Consider the following 17,800-nt stretch of genomic DNA (forward strand, 5'->3'; position numbering starts at 1 on the left):
GTCCCGAATAAGGGCGGGTATCCGAGAGTTCAGCGTTTTTCCATTGCGAGTATTACTTGCAGGTTTTCCGCTGGATTTCCACGCAGAGTGTTACTTACGTGATGCGAGATGAAGCCGGGACTGTCAAAATTGCCAGTGCGCGCCTTGGGGGGTTCAATTAAAACAACAGAGTAACGCGAAGACGTAAATTCGCTCGGATTGAATGGCCGATCAAAAGCAACATCAACGAACTAAAGCCGCAGACTGGCAGGCGGATCACTACATCCGGAGCGTACTGCACTATTTGGATTCCTCCACCGACTACCGCGAGTGCCTGCCCCAGTCAGGGCCAGGGCGGTTTTTGTTTCCTCCGAAAGGTGAATTCGCTACTTTGGATAACGAGCAATTCGACTGGAGCAAGACCGCCGGCAAGATTCTCCTCACGGTTTTCATTTGTACAATTCTCTTGTTGTGGATGCGAAGCTGAATTGAAAGGCCGAGCTTGTGCAACAGAGATCAATAACGGCCCAATGGACCGCGTCGAACACTCGCTCGCGTGTCTGATTTTGGCGCTTGCAGCTGGCTTCGGTGTGCGTAAACATCGTTGAGTATTTTGAGGCTGGCCCTGCTCAAACCAGCGAATTTGAGTAATTGGCGATGGTAAGTTTCAGACTCATGATTCTGTCGAAGAGCAGGTGCTGTTCTCCAAGTTAACACCTGCGAATTCTTAGGTTGTGCCTGCATCTGATTGGCCGAGCAGGTGTGAACGCCGTATGTAGGCAGTTCCATCAGGGTTGTAGCCCGTCCATCCGAGCACTCCCCTGGGCTATAGCAACTATGCATTGCGATGCGGGTTGTGAATGAAGAGGGGGCTGCGTTGAGCGCAACCATCACACGGATTCTCGTCGTAGATGATTTCGAACCCTGGCGCCGTTTTATTTGGTCGGGTGTCTCCAACCAGCCAAACTTGCAGATCGTCGCAGAAGCATCCGACGGGCTAGAAGCACTTCAGAAGGCGGAACAGCTGCAACCAGACTTGATCTTACTGGACATCGGACTTCCAGCCCTGAATGGAATCGAAGCCGCTCGCCGCATCCGAAGGCTCTCTCCCAACTCCAAAATCCTATTTGTCAGCGAACACCGTTCCATCGACATAGCAAAGGAAGCCATCCGGGCAGGTGGCAGTGGCTACCTTGTCAAATCGTCCGCTGGGAATGACTTGTTGCCGGCCATGGCAGCCGTTCTTGAAGGCAAACATTTTGCCAGTCCCAGCCTGGACGCCCAGCTCTTTATCGACACCGTGACGGCTGATCATTCTTCCCGCGAGGATGTCAGCGGAACGTCGGCCGGAAACAAGGTTGAGGTCAGCCGTGACCATCAAGTTGTGTTCTATCCGAATGATGAGTCTTGCATCGACGGATTCGCTCGGTTTGCTAAGTCCGCCGCGGATGCCGGCAATTCCGTGGTCGTGGTCGCAACTAAATCACATCGTCCCGCCATTCTTGAGCGACTGAAGAAAGTGCTAGATGTAGACGCCGCCAGGGAACGGGGCAGCTTGATTATTGCGGACGTCGACGAAGTGTTAGCAGCGTTTATGAAGGAAGATACGCCTGTAGCAGCTCGCGTCGATGCAATTGCCCGCAACCTGATCGCAAAAGCAGCCAAGGGAGCACCGACAGAGCATTCTCGCATCGCCATTTGCGGGGAACTGGCTCCGACTCTATTAGCACGAGGAAAAACGGAGGCTGCTATCCTCGTTGAACGGCTTTTCGACGATATCGCGATAGCCCATAATCTAGACCTTCTGTGTGCGTACGTGCTGGGCGCCTACCCGTCTGGGCGACATAGCCGAATCCTGGAGAGAATCTGCGCTGAGCACTCGGCCGTTCACATGCAGTGAGAAGAGTTCGGTAAGCATCTATAAAATAGGACACAAATCCCTGCTAATTTCCTGACATTTTGTTGGGTCGCGGACAGAAGATCGCTAAATGCCTCTAAATTCTGAAAGTTCCGGCAAAATCGAGAAAATCCCTGTTAATCTCCTGCTCCTGAAGAAGATTTAACGTTTTCGGGCAGATTTTGATGATTCTTGAAGCGGAATCTGAAAAATTCCCTGTTATTCGGAAAACCCAGCCGCGCATCAAGCCAAGATTCTGGTTAGATCGAACCCTGCAGCATGATTCCCTTGCTGATAAATCGCTTACCAGAAAATACAGACTCTAGCGCCGGCAACAGCTCATCAACGATCTGCGACTTGAGCAGGTATCCCAAAGCTCCTGTACTCAACGCAGCGTTCGCGAGGTGGGAGGAAGACTCGCTCGTCAGGAAGACGATCCTGGCATTTGGAATAATGACTTGAAGTTGGCGAGCGACCTCGATGCCGTTAATGTCAGGCAGATTGATATCAAGTAGCACGAGATCGGGCTGCAGCTCCTGAGCCCTTGTAAGCGCCTCGGCTCCGCTTGCAGCCTCGCCATGGATCTGCCACTCCGGTGTCACAGTGAGAAGTGTGTTGACAAAACGCCGCCAAACCGCAAAGTCATCAACCACCAAGATTCGCTTCAATGCGTTTCCACGCGCTCTGCATAAATCTCAACATTCGCGGTTGCCGACGCTACAGCGCCGAACAGCCGGCAAATGACTTGCTCTGGTGCAATCGGCTGCAGAGAATAGCGCCTAAAAAGTAAAGGGCAAGGACCATGGCGGTCGTTGCCCGAGAGCACTGTTGCAATCAGGAAGCTTTGTAGGCCCTTTAATATCTAGATTGTCAAGGCGCTTTGCCGAGGGATTCGGGCGAAGAGACGTTCTGAAGAGGTAAGTACGAGTTTGCCGCGGCGTTTGCTTAAGATGCCCTTGCGTTGCCAGTCGCCTAGTAAACGACTCGTGCTGAATCGGGTGATGTGGGCGGCGTCAGCCAATTCCTCATTCGTGATGTCGAGTGCTATGCCATCTTCCACCGGCTGACCAATGTCTTTCGCCAAGTGAAACAGTACGCGTGCGAGCCGTTGCTTAGCAGAGTGAGAAATCAGGGCCAGATGGGCGGTGACATACCACTTCAAATAGTCCGACGCGGTCGCCAACATATTCTCGAGCAAACGTGGGTGCCGCAAAACGACGCGTCGAATGTCGGCGCGACTCCACACTAACAATTCGCTGTCCTTTACTGACTCTGTACTGACTAGATATAGGTCGGGATCGTGCATGAGAGTCATTGCGCCAAAGACATCGCTTGGCAGTATCCAGCGGAGAATGACTCTGCGCCCATCCTCGGTCAAAGTGAAATATCGAGCACGTCCGCTCAGAAGCAGAAAGAAATGATTAGCGGCTTCTCCTTCAGTAGACAAAACCGCACCTCGCGGATACTTGCGACGTACTCCGGCAGAAACAACACGCTCAATATCCGATTTGTCCAAACCCTTGAACAGTGGCGGCTGTGGCTCGGCGCCGCTTGCAAAATCGGAATTTGCACACCTGAGCACTGGAATGAATGTTATCGGCAGGCATGCAGGAATTCACACTGCGGATAGTGACAGTATTCGCGGACCTCGTAATTCGGCGAGGCTGTTCGACATGAACACCTCCGTGCGGAATGATTGCCGAACTGTTGAAAGGAAAGCTGCGCTGGCGATTGGGTCGGATCCGCAATTGTCCGAGGTGCTAACCCGCGTCTTGCCGGAATGGGAAGTAAAGCGGGCGGCAGACAACATGGCGGCTCTCGCAGCGATCGCGGCTCGCCCCTTCGCGGTTGTGGTCACCGGGGAGGAGACACCTGGTCTCGCAGATTTGGAACTGCTGCGAAAGATAAGAGTTGTGCGTCCACACACGCGACTTATAGTCCTCACGACTGAGAGAACGTCGTCCGATGTAATCGCCTGCATGCGCGAATATGCGTTCAGCTATTTTTCTAAGCCTTTTTCAGCAACGTCGTTGGAAACGATGTTGCGCCGAGCTGCTGAAGACGCGTGCTGGGACGACGGCATAGAGGTCCTGGAAGCAATCCCAGAGTGGATCCGGATTGCAGCGCGATGCGACTTGGGCACTGCAGATCGGCTCCTGCAATTTCTGCACGAAATCACCGACTTACCCGAGGACGAAAGTCATCAACTCGGGACAGCATTTCGCGAAATATTGCTTAATGCCATGGAGTATGGGGGAACATTCGATCCTACTCAGTATGTTGAGATCTCATACGTTCGCGCGCGGCACATGGTCTTGTGTCGGGTTAAAGATCCCGGAGACGGGTTTTCTCTTGAGGAACTTCAGCATGCTGCCATAACGAATCCGCCTGACGATCCGCTCCGCCACACTATCGTCCGCGAAGCCCAGGGTCTTCGCGGTGGCGGCTTCGGCGTGTTAATGGCCAGAAGCCTCGTTGACGACCTCATTTACAGCGAAAAGGGAAACGAGGTTCTTCTCGTCAAGTACTTGGAACCTACTCAGCTGTCAGCTTGAATCTCCTGCTTCAACACCACCCATGTCGCTGACGATAAAGTAGAGCAATTTCTCCTAGGCTTCGCGTCCGATTGGGGGACCTGAACAAACCCGACTCGAAGTGTTGGATCCCAACTTCGAATAACGAGGTCGACGATGGCAGTCCTTCGTCGACCGAAGTAGTTGAGCGTGTGAACTGAGTATCTGTGCCGGAATAACTCGTGACCACGGCAAGAGGAGATCCATTGGGATCATCAAACGGAAGGCGCGGAAGACCATCGGCTATCATTTCCTGCCACGCTTGAGAGCGTTGCTCCTACTGCGTTGCCACTTCCGGGCAGTGCAATGTCTGGAGTTGAGATTCTGGGTCCAAGTGGAGCGCTCAGCGGTGCTCCTGGCGCGGCAGTCGTTGCAGTCCCGCCTATCGACGCCGACAGCACAATCGCGATCCAAGGTCGGTTGAGCATCTTTCACGTCACGCATTCTGCAAGCATCATCCTTGGCTGCCGGACCTATAGCGATGGCAGCTCATCGTAACTCACACACTACCGCAATCTGTACAACAGTCAAAAGGATGTGCCTGAAGCGAATACCAGAGAGTACGCCAAGCCAGAGAGTGATAGATAACTGCTAATACTACTAGTGGCTACGTCGACAGTAGTTAAGCAATATGCCTGAACGCGCTACTTATGAAGATAGACTTGATGCAACTCCGTCGACTAATTATGGCTGCTGCTCTCATTGCGATGGTACCTGTTCGCGAAGCATCCGCCCATGCAATTCTCTTTGAGGCTACTCCCACCCGTAACTCGATAGTAAATGGCAGCTCAGTAGCGGTAAAGCTCCGCTTCAACGTTCGGATTGATCCCGGCCGCTCGCGACTGGCTCTTGTTTATCCGGGCGGTTCACTGCATGCCTTGCAAGTCAAGCAACAACAGCCCGCCGACGTGGTTGCTGCCGATGTCTCCGATTTGGGACCCGGTCATTACGATTTGAAGTGGCAGGTACTTGCTTCTGATGGCCACATGACTCAGGGCGACATCCCATTCGCGGTGAAATGACTCCATGTGGAGTGTCGACCGGCTGGCGGGCGTGTACGCGTATCTGGCCGTCGTTCTGCGCGCTGCTATTCTCGTATTCCAATCCCTGATTCTTGGTGGAGTCATCTTCATTTGGTCGGCTCTGAGGAGTCCATCGGAATCCGTCTGGTCTCCAGAAATTGACGCTGCACGCACTAAGTGTCTTCGTCTGCTGCGCATCTCGGGCTTACTCCTCGTAGCGGCACATGCATTGTGCTTACTTGTCAATTGCAGTATTTTGATTCAATCCGCAGGTCTGTCGATTCCTGACATCATCGGCGCAAACTTCGTACTTGCTGCGTTCATTGCTATGTGTTCGGGGTTGCTGATTGTTCAGGCGGCAGTCATTTCGCGGCGCAGAATGTGGCCACCTTTGGTCCTTGCTGTTCTCATACTCGGCTCGAGTGTGATGACCAATCATGCTGCTGCGCGCATAGATAGCCGGGCTTCACTAATAGTCTTCACCACGCTGCATCTGCTCGCTGCAGGAGCGTGGATAGGAGGGCTGCCTTACGTGCGCATGGCAGTCTCGGCGGCGCCGGATGGGATCGCCTTCATCTTCGCCAAACGATTCTCGTATATTGCGACGTTGAGTGTATCGGTGCTCGCCCTAAGTGGAGTTGCAGCCTCGTTGAAATACGTCGACAGTGCGACTGCGATATATGGAACCTCCTATGGCGTGATGCTTGGAGCCAAGGCATGTCTTTTTGCCGCGCTGTTAGCGTTGGGAGCGATGAACCACAGGGGAATCAGAAACCTGTCTCCGGTGAAGCTCGCACCGCGGCTGAAGCGCTGCGTAGAAGCGGAAATTGTGATCGGTATCACTGCTTTCTTAGCGGCTGCATCTTTGACATCACAACCGCCTGCTGTAGATCTCAAAGCTGATCGCGTAAGCCTGAGCGCAATCTTCCAGCGCGCGCGACCAACATGGCCCAGGCTCAGGACTCCGGAGCTGAGAGATATCTCTCCTGCGACACGGCACCTATCAGAAAAAACAGCGGCGGCGGACCACATCGCCGATGTTGGCATAGCGCGTTCTGATGTCGCGGCTCCGAACACTGCTTCGGACATCGCCTGGTCAGAGTACAACCACAATTGGGTTGGTCTAATGCTCCTCGTGATCGGCTTATTTGCTTTTCTCTCACGGACAGGCAGAGTGCCGATTGCCCACCACTGGCCTCTCATCTTTCTCGCTCTTGGAGTCTTCATATTCATAAGAGCCGATCCCGAAAACTGGCCGCTGGGACCAAACCGCTTCTGGGAGAGCTTTGATCAAGTTGAGGTTCTACAGCATCGCGCGGCAGCCTTGATGGTGGTTGCATTTGCGGCATTTGAATGGCGGGTGCAGCGCAACAGAACGCGTTCACTCCTTCCGTCACTAGTGTTTCCGGCAGTGTGCGTCATTGGAGGGGCGCTACTCCTTACACACACTCATGCCTTTGCAAACTCGAAAGATCAGGTATTGGCCGAATTGAGCCACACCCCATTAGCGATCCTGGGCGTTCTCGCAGGCTGCATGCGGTGGCTCGAGCTGCGTCTCCCCCGGCCGGACTCAAGGATTCCCGGTCAGATGTGGCCACTCTGTTTCATGCTGATCGGGGCGCTGTTGTTGACTTACAAGGAAGGCTAACCGACCGTGGTTTGCGAGCTAGTTCTCTTGCTGAAGATGAGCCTCAGTTTGAAGCGGAATTGTAGCCGTAATCATCGTTCCCCTCTCGCTCGCAGAGAGGATGTTGCAATTACCATTCAGCACCGTCACACGCTCACGTAGGTTCGCAAGCCCGATCCCCTGACCAGGATATTCTTCATTCCCGATATCAATCGCATCATGCCCAATGCGCAGGACAGCACGTTCCTCACTTACTGCCAAATCTATGGTCACGTTGCGCGCGCGGCCGTGCTTCACAATGTTCTGCACGGCCTCCTCAGCAACACGATATAAGCAAAGCGAAGCATCCTCTCCGATTTTCTTAGCTTCATGTTCGGTAAAGCCAATCTGAATGCCACTCTGCTGCACGACGCGCTGAAATAAAGTCCTTAACGCTGCCCCAAGACCGGCATACTCGAGAACAAAAGGATGTACTTCGTGCGACAACTGACGGGTCGCTTCAGAAACCTGCGTAACTTCTCGGTAGAGAGACTTAAGATCGGCATCACCCGGCAAAAGCCCACCCGATCCCAATCGATCAATCTCGACCGCAATTAACGCCAGCCGCTGCACGATGTTGTCGTGGAGTTCTCTTCCCAGGCGCTGGCGATGTTCGTCTTCCAAGTTGATCAAGCGTTTGCGGGTCTCGGTTAACGATGCCAAAGCTCGACCTTGCTCCACTTTGAAACCTTGGAGCAGTACCAACGGCAAAGTGAACCCCAGGAGAAAGAAGTGAACAAAAAGTACGTTCTCGGTCATCGACGCTCTTGGCAGAGGGCCATGCCCGATCATCGCATTCCAGATCGAGATCAAGGCAACCGCTAAGAGTGACGTGCTCAGTACGCTCAAATCAAACCGCAGCGCCGCCCATAATAGGAAAATCAATGGCGCAGAGATGAGCGCCGGGATACTACTTATCAGATTCTGCGTCCCGAAGATCAATAGGCTCACAATCACTGTGCCGAGGAAGAGGAAGCTTGCTTCCAGCAATCTTGCGAAACTCAGGCCGCGAACCCATGACAACCGACGCACACCAAGCACCACGATGATTGGAACGAATATCAGCTCGGAGATCATGTTCGAAGAGAGGCGTGTGGTCCATAGCATCCAGTAGCCGCTTCCTTGCCCAGTGAGCACCACAACTGCTGCATCCAGGAACGACGTGGCGATTGGGGCGACAAACACGCCGAAAATCACAAAGATCACCGTGTCAAACAGACTACTGAGTGGTCGCAGTTTCGATCCGAACCGGCGTATGCAGGCTGCTCCAACCAGAGCTTCGCCTGCATTGCTGCAGAACCAACCGATCGCCCCAGCCGGAGGCACTCCTGCGCCCAATTGCGCGAGGAGGTGAGCCGGAAGAACCCCGACCAACAGGAAGACCCAAATTCGAGTCGGAGTTAGCAAGAGCACGGCCAGCAGGATTGCATTCGGCGGCCACAACGTGCCGATCGGCGTGCTTGCGGGCGTTAATAGAAAACCAAGCTTTGTTCCGAAGTAGTAGGCGAGTGCCGTAGCGAGTGCTAGAAAGGGAACCTGCAGGTGCAGGAGAACGGCAACCGCAGTTCGCGGTCTGACCTCCGCCCTCTGTGAAAGAGCGCGGTTCGATAACAAAAACTGCGCAAGGTTTGCCATTCCGAGAACTCTCGACAACCCGGTGAAACTCTTGAAAGTCTAATCTCTCAAGAATGAGGGACAGGATACTCCCAAAAAGGGAGATGGCCCAAGAAGATTTGTTAACGTCAGATTAAGATATTGCTTGCGTGTTTGTGAATTCTTTGAGTCCCGCAAACAGGCGGAGTGGCACATTGGACAGTTCCTGTCGTCGGAAACTCAAACGAACAGCATAGGTTTACTCAGCCGACGTGAAGGGATGGCCGGCGGCAACCGACTTCACCGCAGTAATTAGGTCTCGTACCATTCGCGGTTTGAACACATAGCCCAGAGCCCCCGCTGCGCGCGCGGTGTCAATCGTTTCCCGGTCATTCTCGACAGAACAGATAACAACGTGTGTCGAATGCCCGTTCCGGGACAATTCCCTGGTGAGCTCGATTCCATTCATTCGCGGCATTACGACATCCAGCACAGCGACATCGGGCTTGTAGCGCTGGATACATTCCAGCGCGGCAGTGCCGTCGGTGGCGGTAGCGATAACATCGAAGTGAGCTCGCAGCAGCAACACAATTTGATCCAACATTTTCTGGTTATCGTCCGCCACTATGATGCGCAATTTCATTGCATGAAGACACAAATCAGCAGTGTGCATACTATTCCAAGTTGCTGACCGGCGTTCCTTACGAATGTAACCAACCGTTGGTTACCAGGACGGGGTGGATCACCAGGTCCTGCGCCTGCGACGGCGCAATGGTGGCTTATCTAAGCTGGTTTTCGGAGCATTGCAACTTAGTCAGTGCGCGTTCTGCGCATCGTCCGATTGCTCCCTTTCGGGGCGCCGCAGTGGACAAGGTGAGGTCATGTGCGGATCTGCCCCCAAATGACGTGAATATCAACCGACAGTTCGGATCAGTGGATTGCCGGGACACGCCTGTTGCCCGCAGGATTCGCTTGGCCCTGTTTTAATTGGCAGTTTTCCAGCGTATTAAGGATCGGTAGTTTCTGAGACTGAGGTCTTCGGCTGGTTCGGCCAAATCGGTGCGCGGTATTACAAAAGGAGAGCACAGATGCGAGACATAGAGAGGTTGCTCTGTAAGGGCCTCACAGGTTCCATCTTCTTTTTATTGATAGTCGTCGGCACAATCGTCCAGGCTCAGGGACGCATGACGATCCAGGCGACCGCCATGGGAACGAGCACGCAATTGGGCAGGCTGTACAACGTGAATATCCTGATCGAGAAGTTTTCCACCGCGGATGATCAGCAGACGTTAATCGCTGCCTTCAAGCGCTCAGGCCAAGATGGACTTATTGATGTTCTCGAGGACATGAAGCCCAAAGGCCGGGTCAGATTCGCCAGTGGCGGCGTTGGCAATGATGTCAAATACATCATCGAATTGCCCTCCGACAAGGGGCGCAAATTGCGTCTCATCACCGACCGCAATCTCGCGTTCGGCGAACTGTACAACGGGACGCGCTCCCGGGATTACAGTGTCGGAGCGATCGAGCTGGTGCTCACCCCAGACGGCAAGGGCTCCGGCACGGTGCTGCCGGCATGCAAACTGAGGGTGAACAAGAAGACAAAGCAGATCGAGATCGAAACCTATCAGAACCCCTGGAAGCTGAGCAATTTCATAATCTCAAACGATTGAACCGCACCAAACAGGCAATTTGCTCTGGCGCACCAGTTATCGTAGTGCCTCGCGAGATGGTCACGTGCCGTGCGAGCTCTCGGTTTGATACGAGTCGCGAGTTCTGGACTTTCGCTGTGTCTGCTCTCAGCGTCAGTTTGGTGTGTGAATGCGGGCGCAAACGGAAATTCCGAAACAGGCTGCCCTGGAGAAAGCCTCGCGAAGGTGGGCTGGGGTTTTTCTGTTTGCGATCTGCTCTCTTGCAGCAACGGTCATGCTGGCGCAGGACCACCACGCTGATCCAGCGCATAGCTGGACGTATTTCGGCGAACGTGGGCCGGAGCACTGGGGCGATCTCAGTCCCGAGTTCGCTGCCTGCGGCGCCGGCCAGGCGCAGTCGCCGATCGATATCACCCATCCCAATGTCGCGCAGCTTCCGCCGATTCACTTCGCTTACTCTGCCTCGCCGTTGAAGATTATTGACAACGGCCATACCATCCAGGTCAACTACGCGCGCGGCAACACCATTGGTCTCGATGGCAAGACCTACGAGTTGGTGCAGTTCCACTTTCACCATCCCAGCGAAGAGGAGATCACTGGCAAACGCTACGCAATGGTGGCTCACCTCGTACATAAGAATAGTCAGGGCAAGCTTGCGGTGGTCGCGGTGCTGATCGAAGAGGGCGATCCTAACCCGCTCATCAGCACACTGTGGAACAATCTGCCGCCTACCAAGAACAAAGAGCTTGAGCGGAAGTCCGTCGAAGTGCATGTTGCCGATCTGCTGCCGTCAAACCACAACTACTACACGTTCGACGGCTCATTGACTACGCCTCCGTGTACAGAAGGGGTTAGCTGGTACGTACTCGAGACACCTCTGTCACTTTCGAAAGCGCAGATTGAGAAGTTCGCCAGCATCTATCCGCGCAACGCGCGGCCCATCCAGCCGCTGCACAATCGCGTCGTGCGGGAAAGTAAGTAGGAGAACTACTTGGCTTCGGTGGACCCTCTTAGCGAGAATATGGAAAGCGTCTGATCTGTAAGGCGCACTCACAAGCAAAAAGCGCGCCAAGCTTCTCGCTCCTGATCACTCCGATGGCGATTCCGGACCGGTGGCGCCTTGATCGAATATGCCGTTTGCCAAAAACGGGTGTGCTACTTCTTGCGATGCACGGTTATGACTCTGGCAGTGTGTCTTGCCGAAAGCAATCTCGCGTTTGGGCAATGGTTGGGAACGCAGACCGGTTGCTATGCAGATTCGATCGTCGCAAATCCGAACCGGCCTACGGTCGCGAATCCTGCTGACATCACGCAATACGGCGTATTGGAAGTAGAGTACGGCTGGGATCGGTTCTGGACTGAAGAAGATTCTCGAAGGAAGTCGGTTGGTGGTCTTGTGAAGTTTGGGATGCTGTGCGACGTTGAGTTGCGCTGGGGCACAACCTCGTTCCTGTCGCTGACTGGTGCGAGTGGCACACACCAGAGTTTTGGAGACAATTGGCTTGGCCCGCAGATCCGAGTTCATCGGCAGACGAAACGAGTGCCCACTTTGGCCTTCAGCTATGCGGTCAAAATACCATCGGCCAGCACGGCAGCTGGCTTAGGAACGGGACGCGTGGATCACCAACTTACTTTTTTGGCGGGAAAAGACCTCATGCATTTTCATTTGGACTTCAACGCCAGCCAATTCCTGATCGGACGCCCGAATGCGTCCGGGTTTGATCGGAACCAGCAACTGAATCTCGCGTTTTCACACTTCATCTACCGCAGTCTCCAGTTCACTGGGGAATTCTATGGTCAGACAGAACTCAACCAAACGTCCCCTGCGTTCGCTTCTACGCTGTGGGCGCTGACATACACCGTTTTTCCACGGCTGGTGATTGACGGCGGTTTCGAATCGGGACTCACTTCCGGCGCGCCACGTCTGCACGTGTTCGTGGGAGCGACGTATTCGATAGCAAATCTCTATCCCGTACGACCGCGAACACGATCGGGCAATCCAGCCAATTGATATGTAATAGAGCGACTGGCCCCGCGCTTATGCTATTGCATTTGAACTTTGCGTTCGGCAGACATTTAGCACCTTAGAGGTGGTCGTCACTTCGACATCCATTCTGGGCACAAACACGCGTTCTTCTAAATTGAACCGATTAATTCCATCTCCCAAATTCCTACCTTGCACTGCTATTTCTCACAGTAGCGTCCCGTACTCTCTGGATGCATTCTCAGCCCTGGATCCCGTTTTGTATCGGCATCCGTTTTGGCCATGAAATTGGAAACACACGGCGACGCGGTCCAGTGAGTTCGCAGCAATCGACAAGATTCAGATTTCAGAATGGAGAAAATATGTATAAGAGATTGATGTTTGGTGCAGTGGCTTTGTCCTTGGTGTCAAGCTTAGGCGCGTTTGCCGGTGATGACGTCAATGGCATTATCAAAACTCGAACCGGAGAAACATTGGTCGTCGCGACCGACGGGGGGACCGATGTCACCGTCGTTCTCACGGAAACCACCAAGACGGTAGACAAAAAAGGCCTCTTCGGCCTCGACAAACAACAACTGGGCGCCACCGTCCTGATACCTGGCCTGAAGGTGTCAGTCAAGGGAACCCCGGATGACCAGGGCCGCGTCGTAGCCAATGAGATCGTTACCGACGGCGACGATCTGGAAGCATCGCAGATGATCCAGGCCGGCTTGACTCCAACGGCGGATCAAGTCGCAAAGAACGTGGACACCCTCGCCGCGCACAATGGAAGGCTGGGAGCCCACGATGAACAGCTGGGCGCACACTCGCAAAATATCGCTGCCAATCAACAAGGGGTTGCTTCTAATAGAGGACAGATTCAGCAGAACATCAGCGCCATCGAGGCACAGACGAAGCGTTTTAATTCTCTAACAGACTTTGACGTCAAAGGCGAAGCTACGGTCAATTTCCCAGTCGGCAGCAGCAAGGTCTCGAAGGCGGACGCTGCAAAGCTCGATCAGCTGGCGCAAACGGCGAAGGGACTCACCGGTTACATAGTCGAAGTAGTCGGTTATGCGGACGCTACCGGCACTGCGGCCATGAACACCAAGCTGAGTGAAGATCGCGCCAAGCAAGTCGTAACCTGGCTGCAGCAGCAGGGTGGAATTCCAATTCGGCACATCGTTGCTCCCGGCGCGATGGGCGAGTACGGTGCAAAGGCCTCGAACGAGAAGAAGGCAGGCCGGGCCGAAAACCGTCGGGTTGAGGTAAAGGTTCTGGTTAATAAGGGACTTGCTGGAGCCTAGAACCTGCGTTCCTGGCTTTACCAGACGAGCACTCACGCGCAGCTTGGTGTCAGCCAAGCTGCGCGTGAGCCATTACAACCTTAACTTGGGGATGCGAACAATTTCGGAAATAAGCGGTGGCCACACGTACTCTTCCTTGATGTCGCCGCGTGACGCAGGCCGAAGCTGAGTCGCTCACGAGTGGAAGCCACGACTGCTGCCCGATGTGCTGACAGCAGACGATGTATGCCGGCGATGACCAGTTCGTTTTTCCCGAGGAACTGAAGCGGATTTTGTCGATCGCCTTGGTGGCATTCACCTTCGCCAGCATGGCACCCGATTCGAAGCTGGGGCCAAAACAACTACAACCAAAGAACTCATCGATGCCAGCATCGGCGTCGTCATCGGTGCTCTGGAATCGGGTCACAGCGAAGTTCTCACCTCCTACCTCTCAGCGATGGCGAAGTTTCATTACTACAGCTTCGGCAACGTTCTTCCCATTACAATGCAGAACGGGATGCGACTCGGGTCGCAGGCATGTACTTGTAGAATCAGCTTGGGCGCAGAGTCAGACGCGGCGAGAAAGGCATCATGATTTTCGCGCTGATGGTCGGAAGGAAGCGCAGCACGAAAGGCGACAACAACGATGAGCAAACTGACGCAAAGACAACAGAGCGCACAACCGATGCGCAGTTAGTCGGACTCCGTCCCGTCTACAACGACGTTCATCGGTACGCGGAAGCATTTCGATTCTTTGATCGAGCCATGAGACTAGCCAGTGCAAATGCAGATATCGGCTTCCGTTTATGGGATACGAGGGCAGATCCGAAGCAATGCTTGCTCTCGGCAGGATTCCAGAAGCCAAAGAAACCCACTTTTTGTGCTTCGTGTCCTGCCGTTGGTAATGCTGGTTCTTCTGGCTGGCTCGCGTTCGGTTTACGAATGCATTCAAGCACCCTCAGGCGAATCCGCCAGATAAAGCTGATGGCAACTTGGTAGCAAGTTCGGCCAGAATTGCTCAAATCTGACCATGTGAACTACGCCATTCTGTTCTGGCGCAAAAACGCCCGAGCGCTGGCGCTAGCTAATCATTGAGGAATTCAAAGACAGCTCCGCACTGTCCGGCTTTCCTGCCCTTCAATTCAGCCAAAATTTCCATATAGCGATTGAAGCAGGGTGAACAGCCGGTAAGATGTTCTCACCTCCTGTCCCGTTCCGGAACCGGATGTTCGGCCATGCGCTGCAGATCGGAATCACGTGGGCAATCGATGCGCTGAGGGTTGGGGAACGTTTCGGAGAGATAGGACTTGCGAAGCCAAGGAATTCGTCTTCGTTAAATTCCTCTCGTCTGTTCTTGGCATCGGATCGTATTGCCGGCTTCAACTCCTCACTCGGGTCTGCCGATTTGGGTGGCAATGATTTCTTCGCCTTTGTCAATTGTGCTCGGATAGCTTCCATTACACCGCTGTTGTTTTTGGGCAGAAGCGACTCACAACGCTCGTCAATGGTCAGAAGAACAAGAAGGAACTGCTGGTGAAATACGTGATCCGCATTGCGCCGGTGCCGCGTGCGCGGCGTAAACAATTGAGAAATCGAGAGAAAGAATGGTCGGCCCTAGAGGACGATTTTAGAACTTTTCTCGTCAACGACATCGCCTGAAGTTTTCGTGACTTTTGCGGTGGTCGCGTCTTTGTCCGCGATTCTGGCCGCTAGATACATGCGGCCTTCGGTGCGAAAGTCTTTCCCCAAGAAATTTGAAGGTAGCGCTTCTTCATCTGTTTTCCAGATCCAGCGCTAGCCTCGGTGGCTCGTATCACACTTGAAAACCTCAAAGTGCTTGGTGTGCTGTTGCGGCAGAGAGCTGAGTAAAAAGCAAATCCCGTCCGGATGAAGGGACGGGATTGAGACGCTGTTATGGCAAATTACCCAGTGCTGCATTCGTACGCATAAACCAGCCGGCTTCCCCCGAATAAAATGGCCATGGAAAGGAAGGATTTACATTCACGTACTTGTTCTGCATGGTCACAATATATTTGTTGACTCCTGCTCGATCTCCTTCAAGCAAGGCAGCATATGAAACCGCACACCATGGGAAGGAATCCTGTGAATTGAACGACAGGTCATACCAGGTAGGCCAGGCGGTCTTGAACTGCGAATAGATGCTTTTGGCCTGACCGCTCGCAGGTGCGATGACCCCATTGTTGATCGGCCACAGCTGAGCAACAGTGTCCGGATACCACTTCGTTAAATCCGGAGACGATGCACCGAGATACGCGTAATAAACGTTTCCACCGGGAACCCTCAGATACGTCTGCATGCCGGTTTGGATATCGGACGCGTGAACGTTGTACCAATTTTGCGAGCCGGAATCGTCGAATGCCTGCAACGCGAGAGCCGCAAGATCAGATAATCCTCGATAGTCCTCCGCATTATCCATGGTGTATTTGATCGCGTAGTCAGGCTTTGCCACGACGAGGCCGTCGCTTTGCTGCAGATTCGTGACTACGTTACCGACCACATTGAAGTCATACCAACCAATGTTCTTCAAATAGGCCTGCGCGCCTGCGTCACCGGTATTCCAAAGCGATTCTGCCAATGTGAGGAAAGTGGCGGCATAAGCATCCGCGGAATCGTAGCTCTGCGTGGGAGTTTCTATTCCGTTGCTTACGTTGTAGTTGTATACGGTGCCGTAGATGCCGCTGTAGTCGGGCCAGTTAAAGTGATTGATGTACCAGGACATCCATGCTTCGACCGCAGGAATCCGGTTCGTTGAGTTGTCCTTGAGCCATCCGATTGCCGCAAGGTTTCCGAAATAAGGATCTATCTGATCAGTGGTGTAGAGAATCGCGCCGTCAGGAAGCTGCTGCCCTGCAACGTAATTGCCGGTGGCGGTCAAATTTGACTGATAACTCTGGGCGAACGCCGAAATGTGAATGCTGACAGTCAACAAACAGAGAATTGCAAACGAATTAATCTGTCTCATTATGGTCCTTCGTGGATTTCAAGGTGGATACAGATCCATTAGAGCGCAGAGGATACTCTTCGCGAATCCGGCGATGATCTGACGGTGGTGGCTGAAAATTTCGTAATTCTCTTCGATAAGCCCTTAATCCAGAGACTCACATTTGACAATTTTATCAGAAACTGTTAATGCGCTTTCCCTTTTCGGGATGATTACGTATTCCTCAAATGGTACTAAGAGCGCTTAGCAAGACAGTTGGGGCTTTTTCCCTATTACTTGCGCCGAGTCCAGCCTCTACTCTGACCAGGTCCTTACTAAGAAACATTTTTCCAAAGACATGAAACCTTATCTGCCCTTTCTCATTTGCACTTGCCTCCTTGCGGCTCACTCCGCTGCTCAAACTCAGCCCACAACGTCTTCAGGCATCGGGATACCAGCTGCTCAGGCGCCTGTATCTGTGGCTGCTCCGGCTCAGCCAAGTGGAACGAGCGCTCCTAGCCAGGTGACTGACCCCAAGGCGGCGGCTTTAGTTGCCAGTGCAGCGGCCGCCATGGGGGGTGTTCAAAGCCTGGCCGTGCAGGACTTCACTGCAACCGGCGATATCACCTATTACTGGGCTGGCACAGAAGAGAAGGGCAGCGCAACTGTCCGCGGAAAAGGCCTTAACGAACTGCGCTTTGACTCTGTACTTGCTAACGGCACACGCTCGTGGGCAGTGAATGCGGGCTCTGGCAGCTTGCGCGATACCAACGGCAAGATCACATCAATTCCTTTTCATAATGCGATCACGCTCGGAAATCTGATTTTTCCTGCTGCCCGCTTGCAGTCCCTCAGCATCGACAACACTGCTTCCTTGACTTACGGAGGCACGTCGAGCATAGAGAACTCAAGCTTCGAACATCTCGGAGTGCACAAGAATCTGTTTCAAAAGGACCCTGATGGCTCTGGCAATCGTTTGATGGATGCTGACTTTTACTTTGAACCGAGTACACATCTGCTGGTGGGTATTCACGATCAGACACATCCCACGCGTTCCATGACAGTAGATGTCGCACACTCGGTCTACTTTGGGGACTACCGCCCGGTCAATGGAATCATGGTGCCGTTCAGCGTTTCCGAATACGTCGGCGGCCAAAAAGTATGGTCATTACAGATCACCGACATCAAGTTTGACACCGGTCTTTCCGATAGCGATTTCCAACTGCAGTAA

General features: G+C 53.5%; 19 protein-coding genes. 12 read left to right on the top strand and 7 right to left on the bottom strand.

The window, feature by feature from the left end; all coding sequences use genetic code 11:
* The first annotated feature begins 202 nt into the window (after positions 1 to 202).
* Together DMG62_05640 and DMG62_05645 are read left to right on the top strand one after the other, a co-directional pair.
* Positions 203 to 466 (top strand): hypothetical protein, encoded by a 264-nt coding sequence (locus DMG62_05640; GenBank protein ID PYY23931.1) that lies wholly within the window; start codon positions 203 to 205, stop codon positions 464 to 466.
* Positions 467 to 826: 360 nt separating this feature from the next.
* Positions 827 to 1,879, top strand: a complete 1,053-nt coding sequence (locus tag DMG62_05645) for a hypothetical protein (protein PYY23932.1) — start codon at positions 827 to 829, stop codon at positions 1,877 to 1,879.
* A 257-nt stretch (positions 1,880 to 2,136) separates the two neighbouring features.
* Here the strand turns inward: DMG62_05645 and DMG62_05650 are convergent, their stop codons facing one another.
* Both DMG62_05650 and DMG62_05655 read right to left on the bottom strand, forming a co-directional pair.
* Complete coding sequence (locus DMG62_05650) at positions 2,137 to 2,544, bottom strand: hypothetical protein (GenBank protein ID PYY23933.1); 408 nt, start codon at positions 2,542 to 2,544, stop codon at positions 2,137 to 2,139.
* Between the two features lie 194 nt (positions 2,545 to 2,738).
* Positions 2,739 to 3,458, bottom strand: coding sequence for a hypothetical protein (locus DMG62_05655; GenBank protein PYY23934.1), 720 nt, complete (start codon positions 3,456 to 3,458; stop codon positions 2,739 to 2,741).
* Positions 3,459 to 3,549: 91 nt separating this feature from the next.
* On the opposite strand from DMG62_05655, the gene DMG62_05660 reads away from it, so the two are divergent.
* From DMG62_05660 to DMG62_05675, 4 genes are all read left to right on the top strand, one after another.
* On the top strand, positions 3,550 to 4,431 hold the full coding sequence (locus DMG62_05660; protein ID PYY24028.1) for a histidine kinase: 882 nt from the start codon (positions 3,550 to 3,552) through the stop codon (positions 4,429 to 4,431).
* 303 nt (positions 4,432 to 4,734) lie between these two features.
* Positions 4,735 to 4,947, top strand: a complete 213-nt coding sequence (locus DMG62_05665; GenBank protein ID PYY23935.1) for a hypothetical protein — start codon at positions 4,735 to 4,737, stop codon at positions 4,945 to 4,947.
* Between the two features lie 152 nt (positions 4,948 to 5,099).
* On the top strand, positions 5,100 to 5,471 hold the full coding sequence (locus tag DMG62_05670; protein ID PYY23936.1) for a copper resistance protein: 372 nt from the start codon (positions 5,100 to 5,102) through the stop codon (positions 5,469 to 5,471).
* Positions 5,472 to 5,475: 4 nt separating this feature from the next.
* Positions 5,476 to 7,119 carry a copper resistance protein gene (locus tag DMG62_05675; GenBank protein ID PYY23937.1) on the top strand — a complete coding sequence of 548 codons (1,644 nt, stop codon included), beginning with the start codon at positions 5,476 to 5,478 and terminating at the stop codon, positions 7,117 to 7,119.
* A gap of 18 nt (positions 7,120 to 7,137) precedes the next feature.
* On the opposite strand, the gene DMG62_05680 is transcribed toward DMG62_05675, so the two are convergent.
* Positions 7,138 to 8,772 (bottom strand): hypothetical protein, encoded by a 1,635-nt coding sequence (locus DMG62_05680; GenBank protein PYY23938.1) that lies wholly within the window; start codon positions 8,770 to 8,772, stop codon positions 7,138 to 7,140.
* A 217-nt stretch (positions 8,773 to 8,989) separates the two neighbouring features.
* Positions 8,990 to 9,403, bottom strand: coding sequence for a two-component system response regulator (locus tag DMG62_05685; protein ID PYY23939.1), 414 nt, complete (start codon positions 9,401 to 9,403; stop codon positions 8,990 to 8,992).
* A 415-nt stretch (positions 9,404 to 9,818) separates the two neighbouring features.
* Here DMG62_05685 and DMG62_05690 point away from each other — a divergent pair, with 415 nt between their 5' ends.
* The 4 genes from DMG62_05690 to DMG62_05705 all read left to right on the top strand — a co-directional run bounded on the left by DMG62_05690 (position 9,819) and on the right by DMG62_05705 (position 13,649).
* Complete coding sequence (locus DMG62_05690; protein ID PYY23940.1) at positions 9,819 to 10,400, top strand: hypothetical protein; 582 nt, start codon at positions 9,819 to 9,821, stop codon at positions 10,398 to 10,400.
* 253 nt (positions 10,401 to 10,653) lie between these two features.
* On the top strand, positions 10,654 to 11,361 hold the full coding sequence (locus tag DMG62_05695) for a carbonate dehydratase (protein PYY24029.1): 708 nt from the start codon (positions 10,654 to 10,656) through the stop codon (positions 11,359 to 11,361).
* Positions 11,362 to 11,556: 195 nt separating this feature from the next.
* A complete protein-coding gene (locus DMG62_05700) occupies positions 11,557 to 12,390 on the top strand; it encodes a hypothetical protein (protein ID PYY23941.1) in 834 nt (277 codons plus the stop codon).
* 206 nt (positions 12,391 to 12,596) lie between these two features.
* Positions 12,597 to 13,649: an OmpA family protein gene (locus DMG62_05705; GenBank protein ID PYY23942.1), complete on the top strand. Its 1,053-nt coding sequence runs from the start codon at positions 12,597 to 12,599 to the stop codon at positions 13,647 to 13,649.
* Between the two features lie 49 nt (positions 13,650 to 13,698).
* On the opposite strand, the gene DMG62_05710 is transcribed toward DMG62_05705, so the two are convergent.
* Positions 13,699 to 14,055: a hypothetical protein gene (locus tag DMG62_05710; protein ID PYY23943.1), complete on the bottom strand. Its 357-nt coding sequence runs from the start codon at positions 14,053 to 14,055 to the stop codon at positions 13,699 to 13,701.
* Between the two features lie 164 nt (positions 14,056 to 14,219).
* Between DMG62_05710 and DMG62_05715 the strand changes: the two genes are divergently transcribed.
* Entirely contained in the window at positions 14,220 to 14,627 is a 408-nt protein-coding gene (locus DMG62_05715; GenBank protein PYY23944.1) for a hypothetical protein, read from the top strand.
* 138 nt (positions 14,628 to 14,765) lie between these two features.
* Here the strand turns inward: DMG62_05715 and DMG62_05720 are convergent, their stop codons facing one another.
* Positions 14,766 to 15,212, bottom strand: coding sequence for a hypothetical protein (locus tag DMG62_05720; protein ID PYY23945.1), 447 nt, complete (start codon positions 15,210 to 15,212; stop codon positions 14,766 to 14,768).
* 328 nt (positions 15,213 to 15,540) lie between these two features.
* Complete coding sequence (locus DMG62_05725) at positions 15,541 to 16,611, bottom strand: hypothetical protein (GenBank protein ID PYY23946.1); 1,071 nt, start codon at positions 16,609 to 16,611, stop codon at positions 15,541 to 15,543.
* Positions 16,612 to 17,047: 436 nt separating this feature from the next.
* Here DMG62_05725 and DMG62_05730 point away from each other — a divergent pair, with 436 nt between their 5' ends.
* Complete coding sequence (locus DMG62_05730) at positions 17,048 to 17,800, top strand: hypothetical protein (protein ID PYY23947.1); 753 nt, start codon at positions 17,048 to 17,050, stop codon at positions 17,798 to 17,800.

It is taken from the genome of Acidobacteriota bacterium (genome assembly GCA_003225175.1).
In the GTDB taxonomy this organism is placed as follows: Bacteria; Acidobacteriota; Terriglobia; order Terriglobales; family Acidobacteriaceae; genus Gp1-AA112.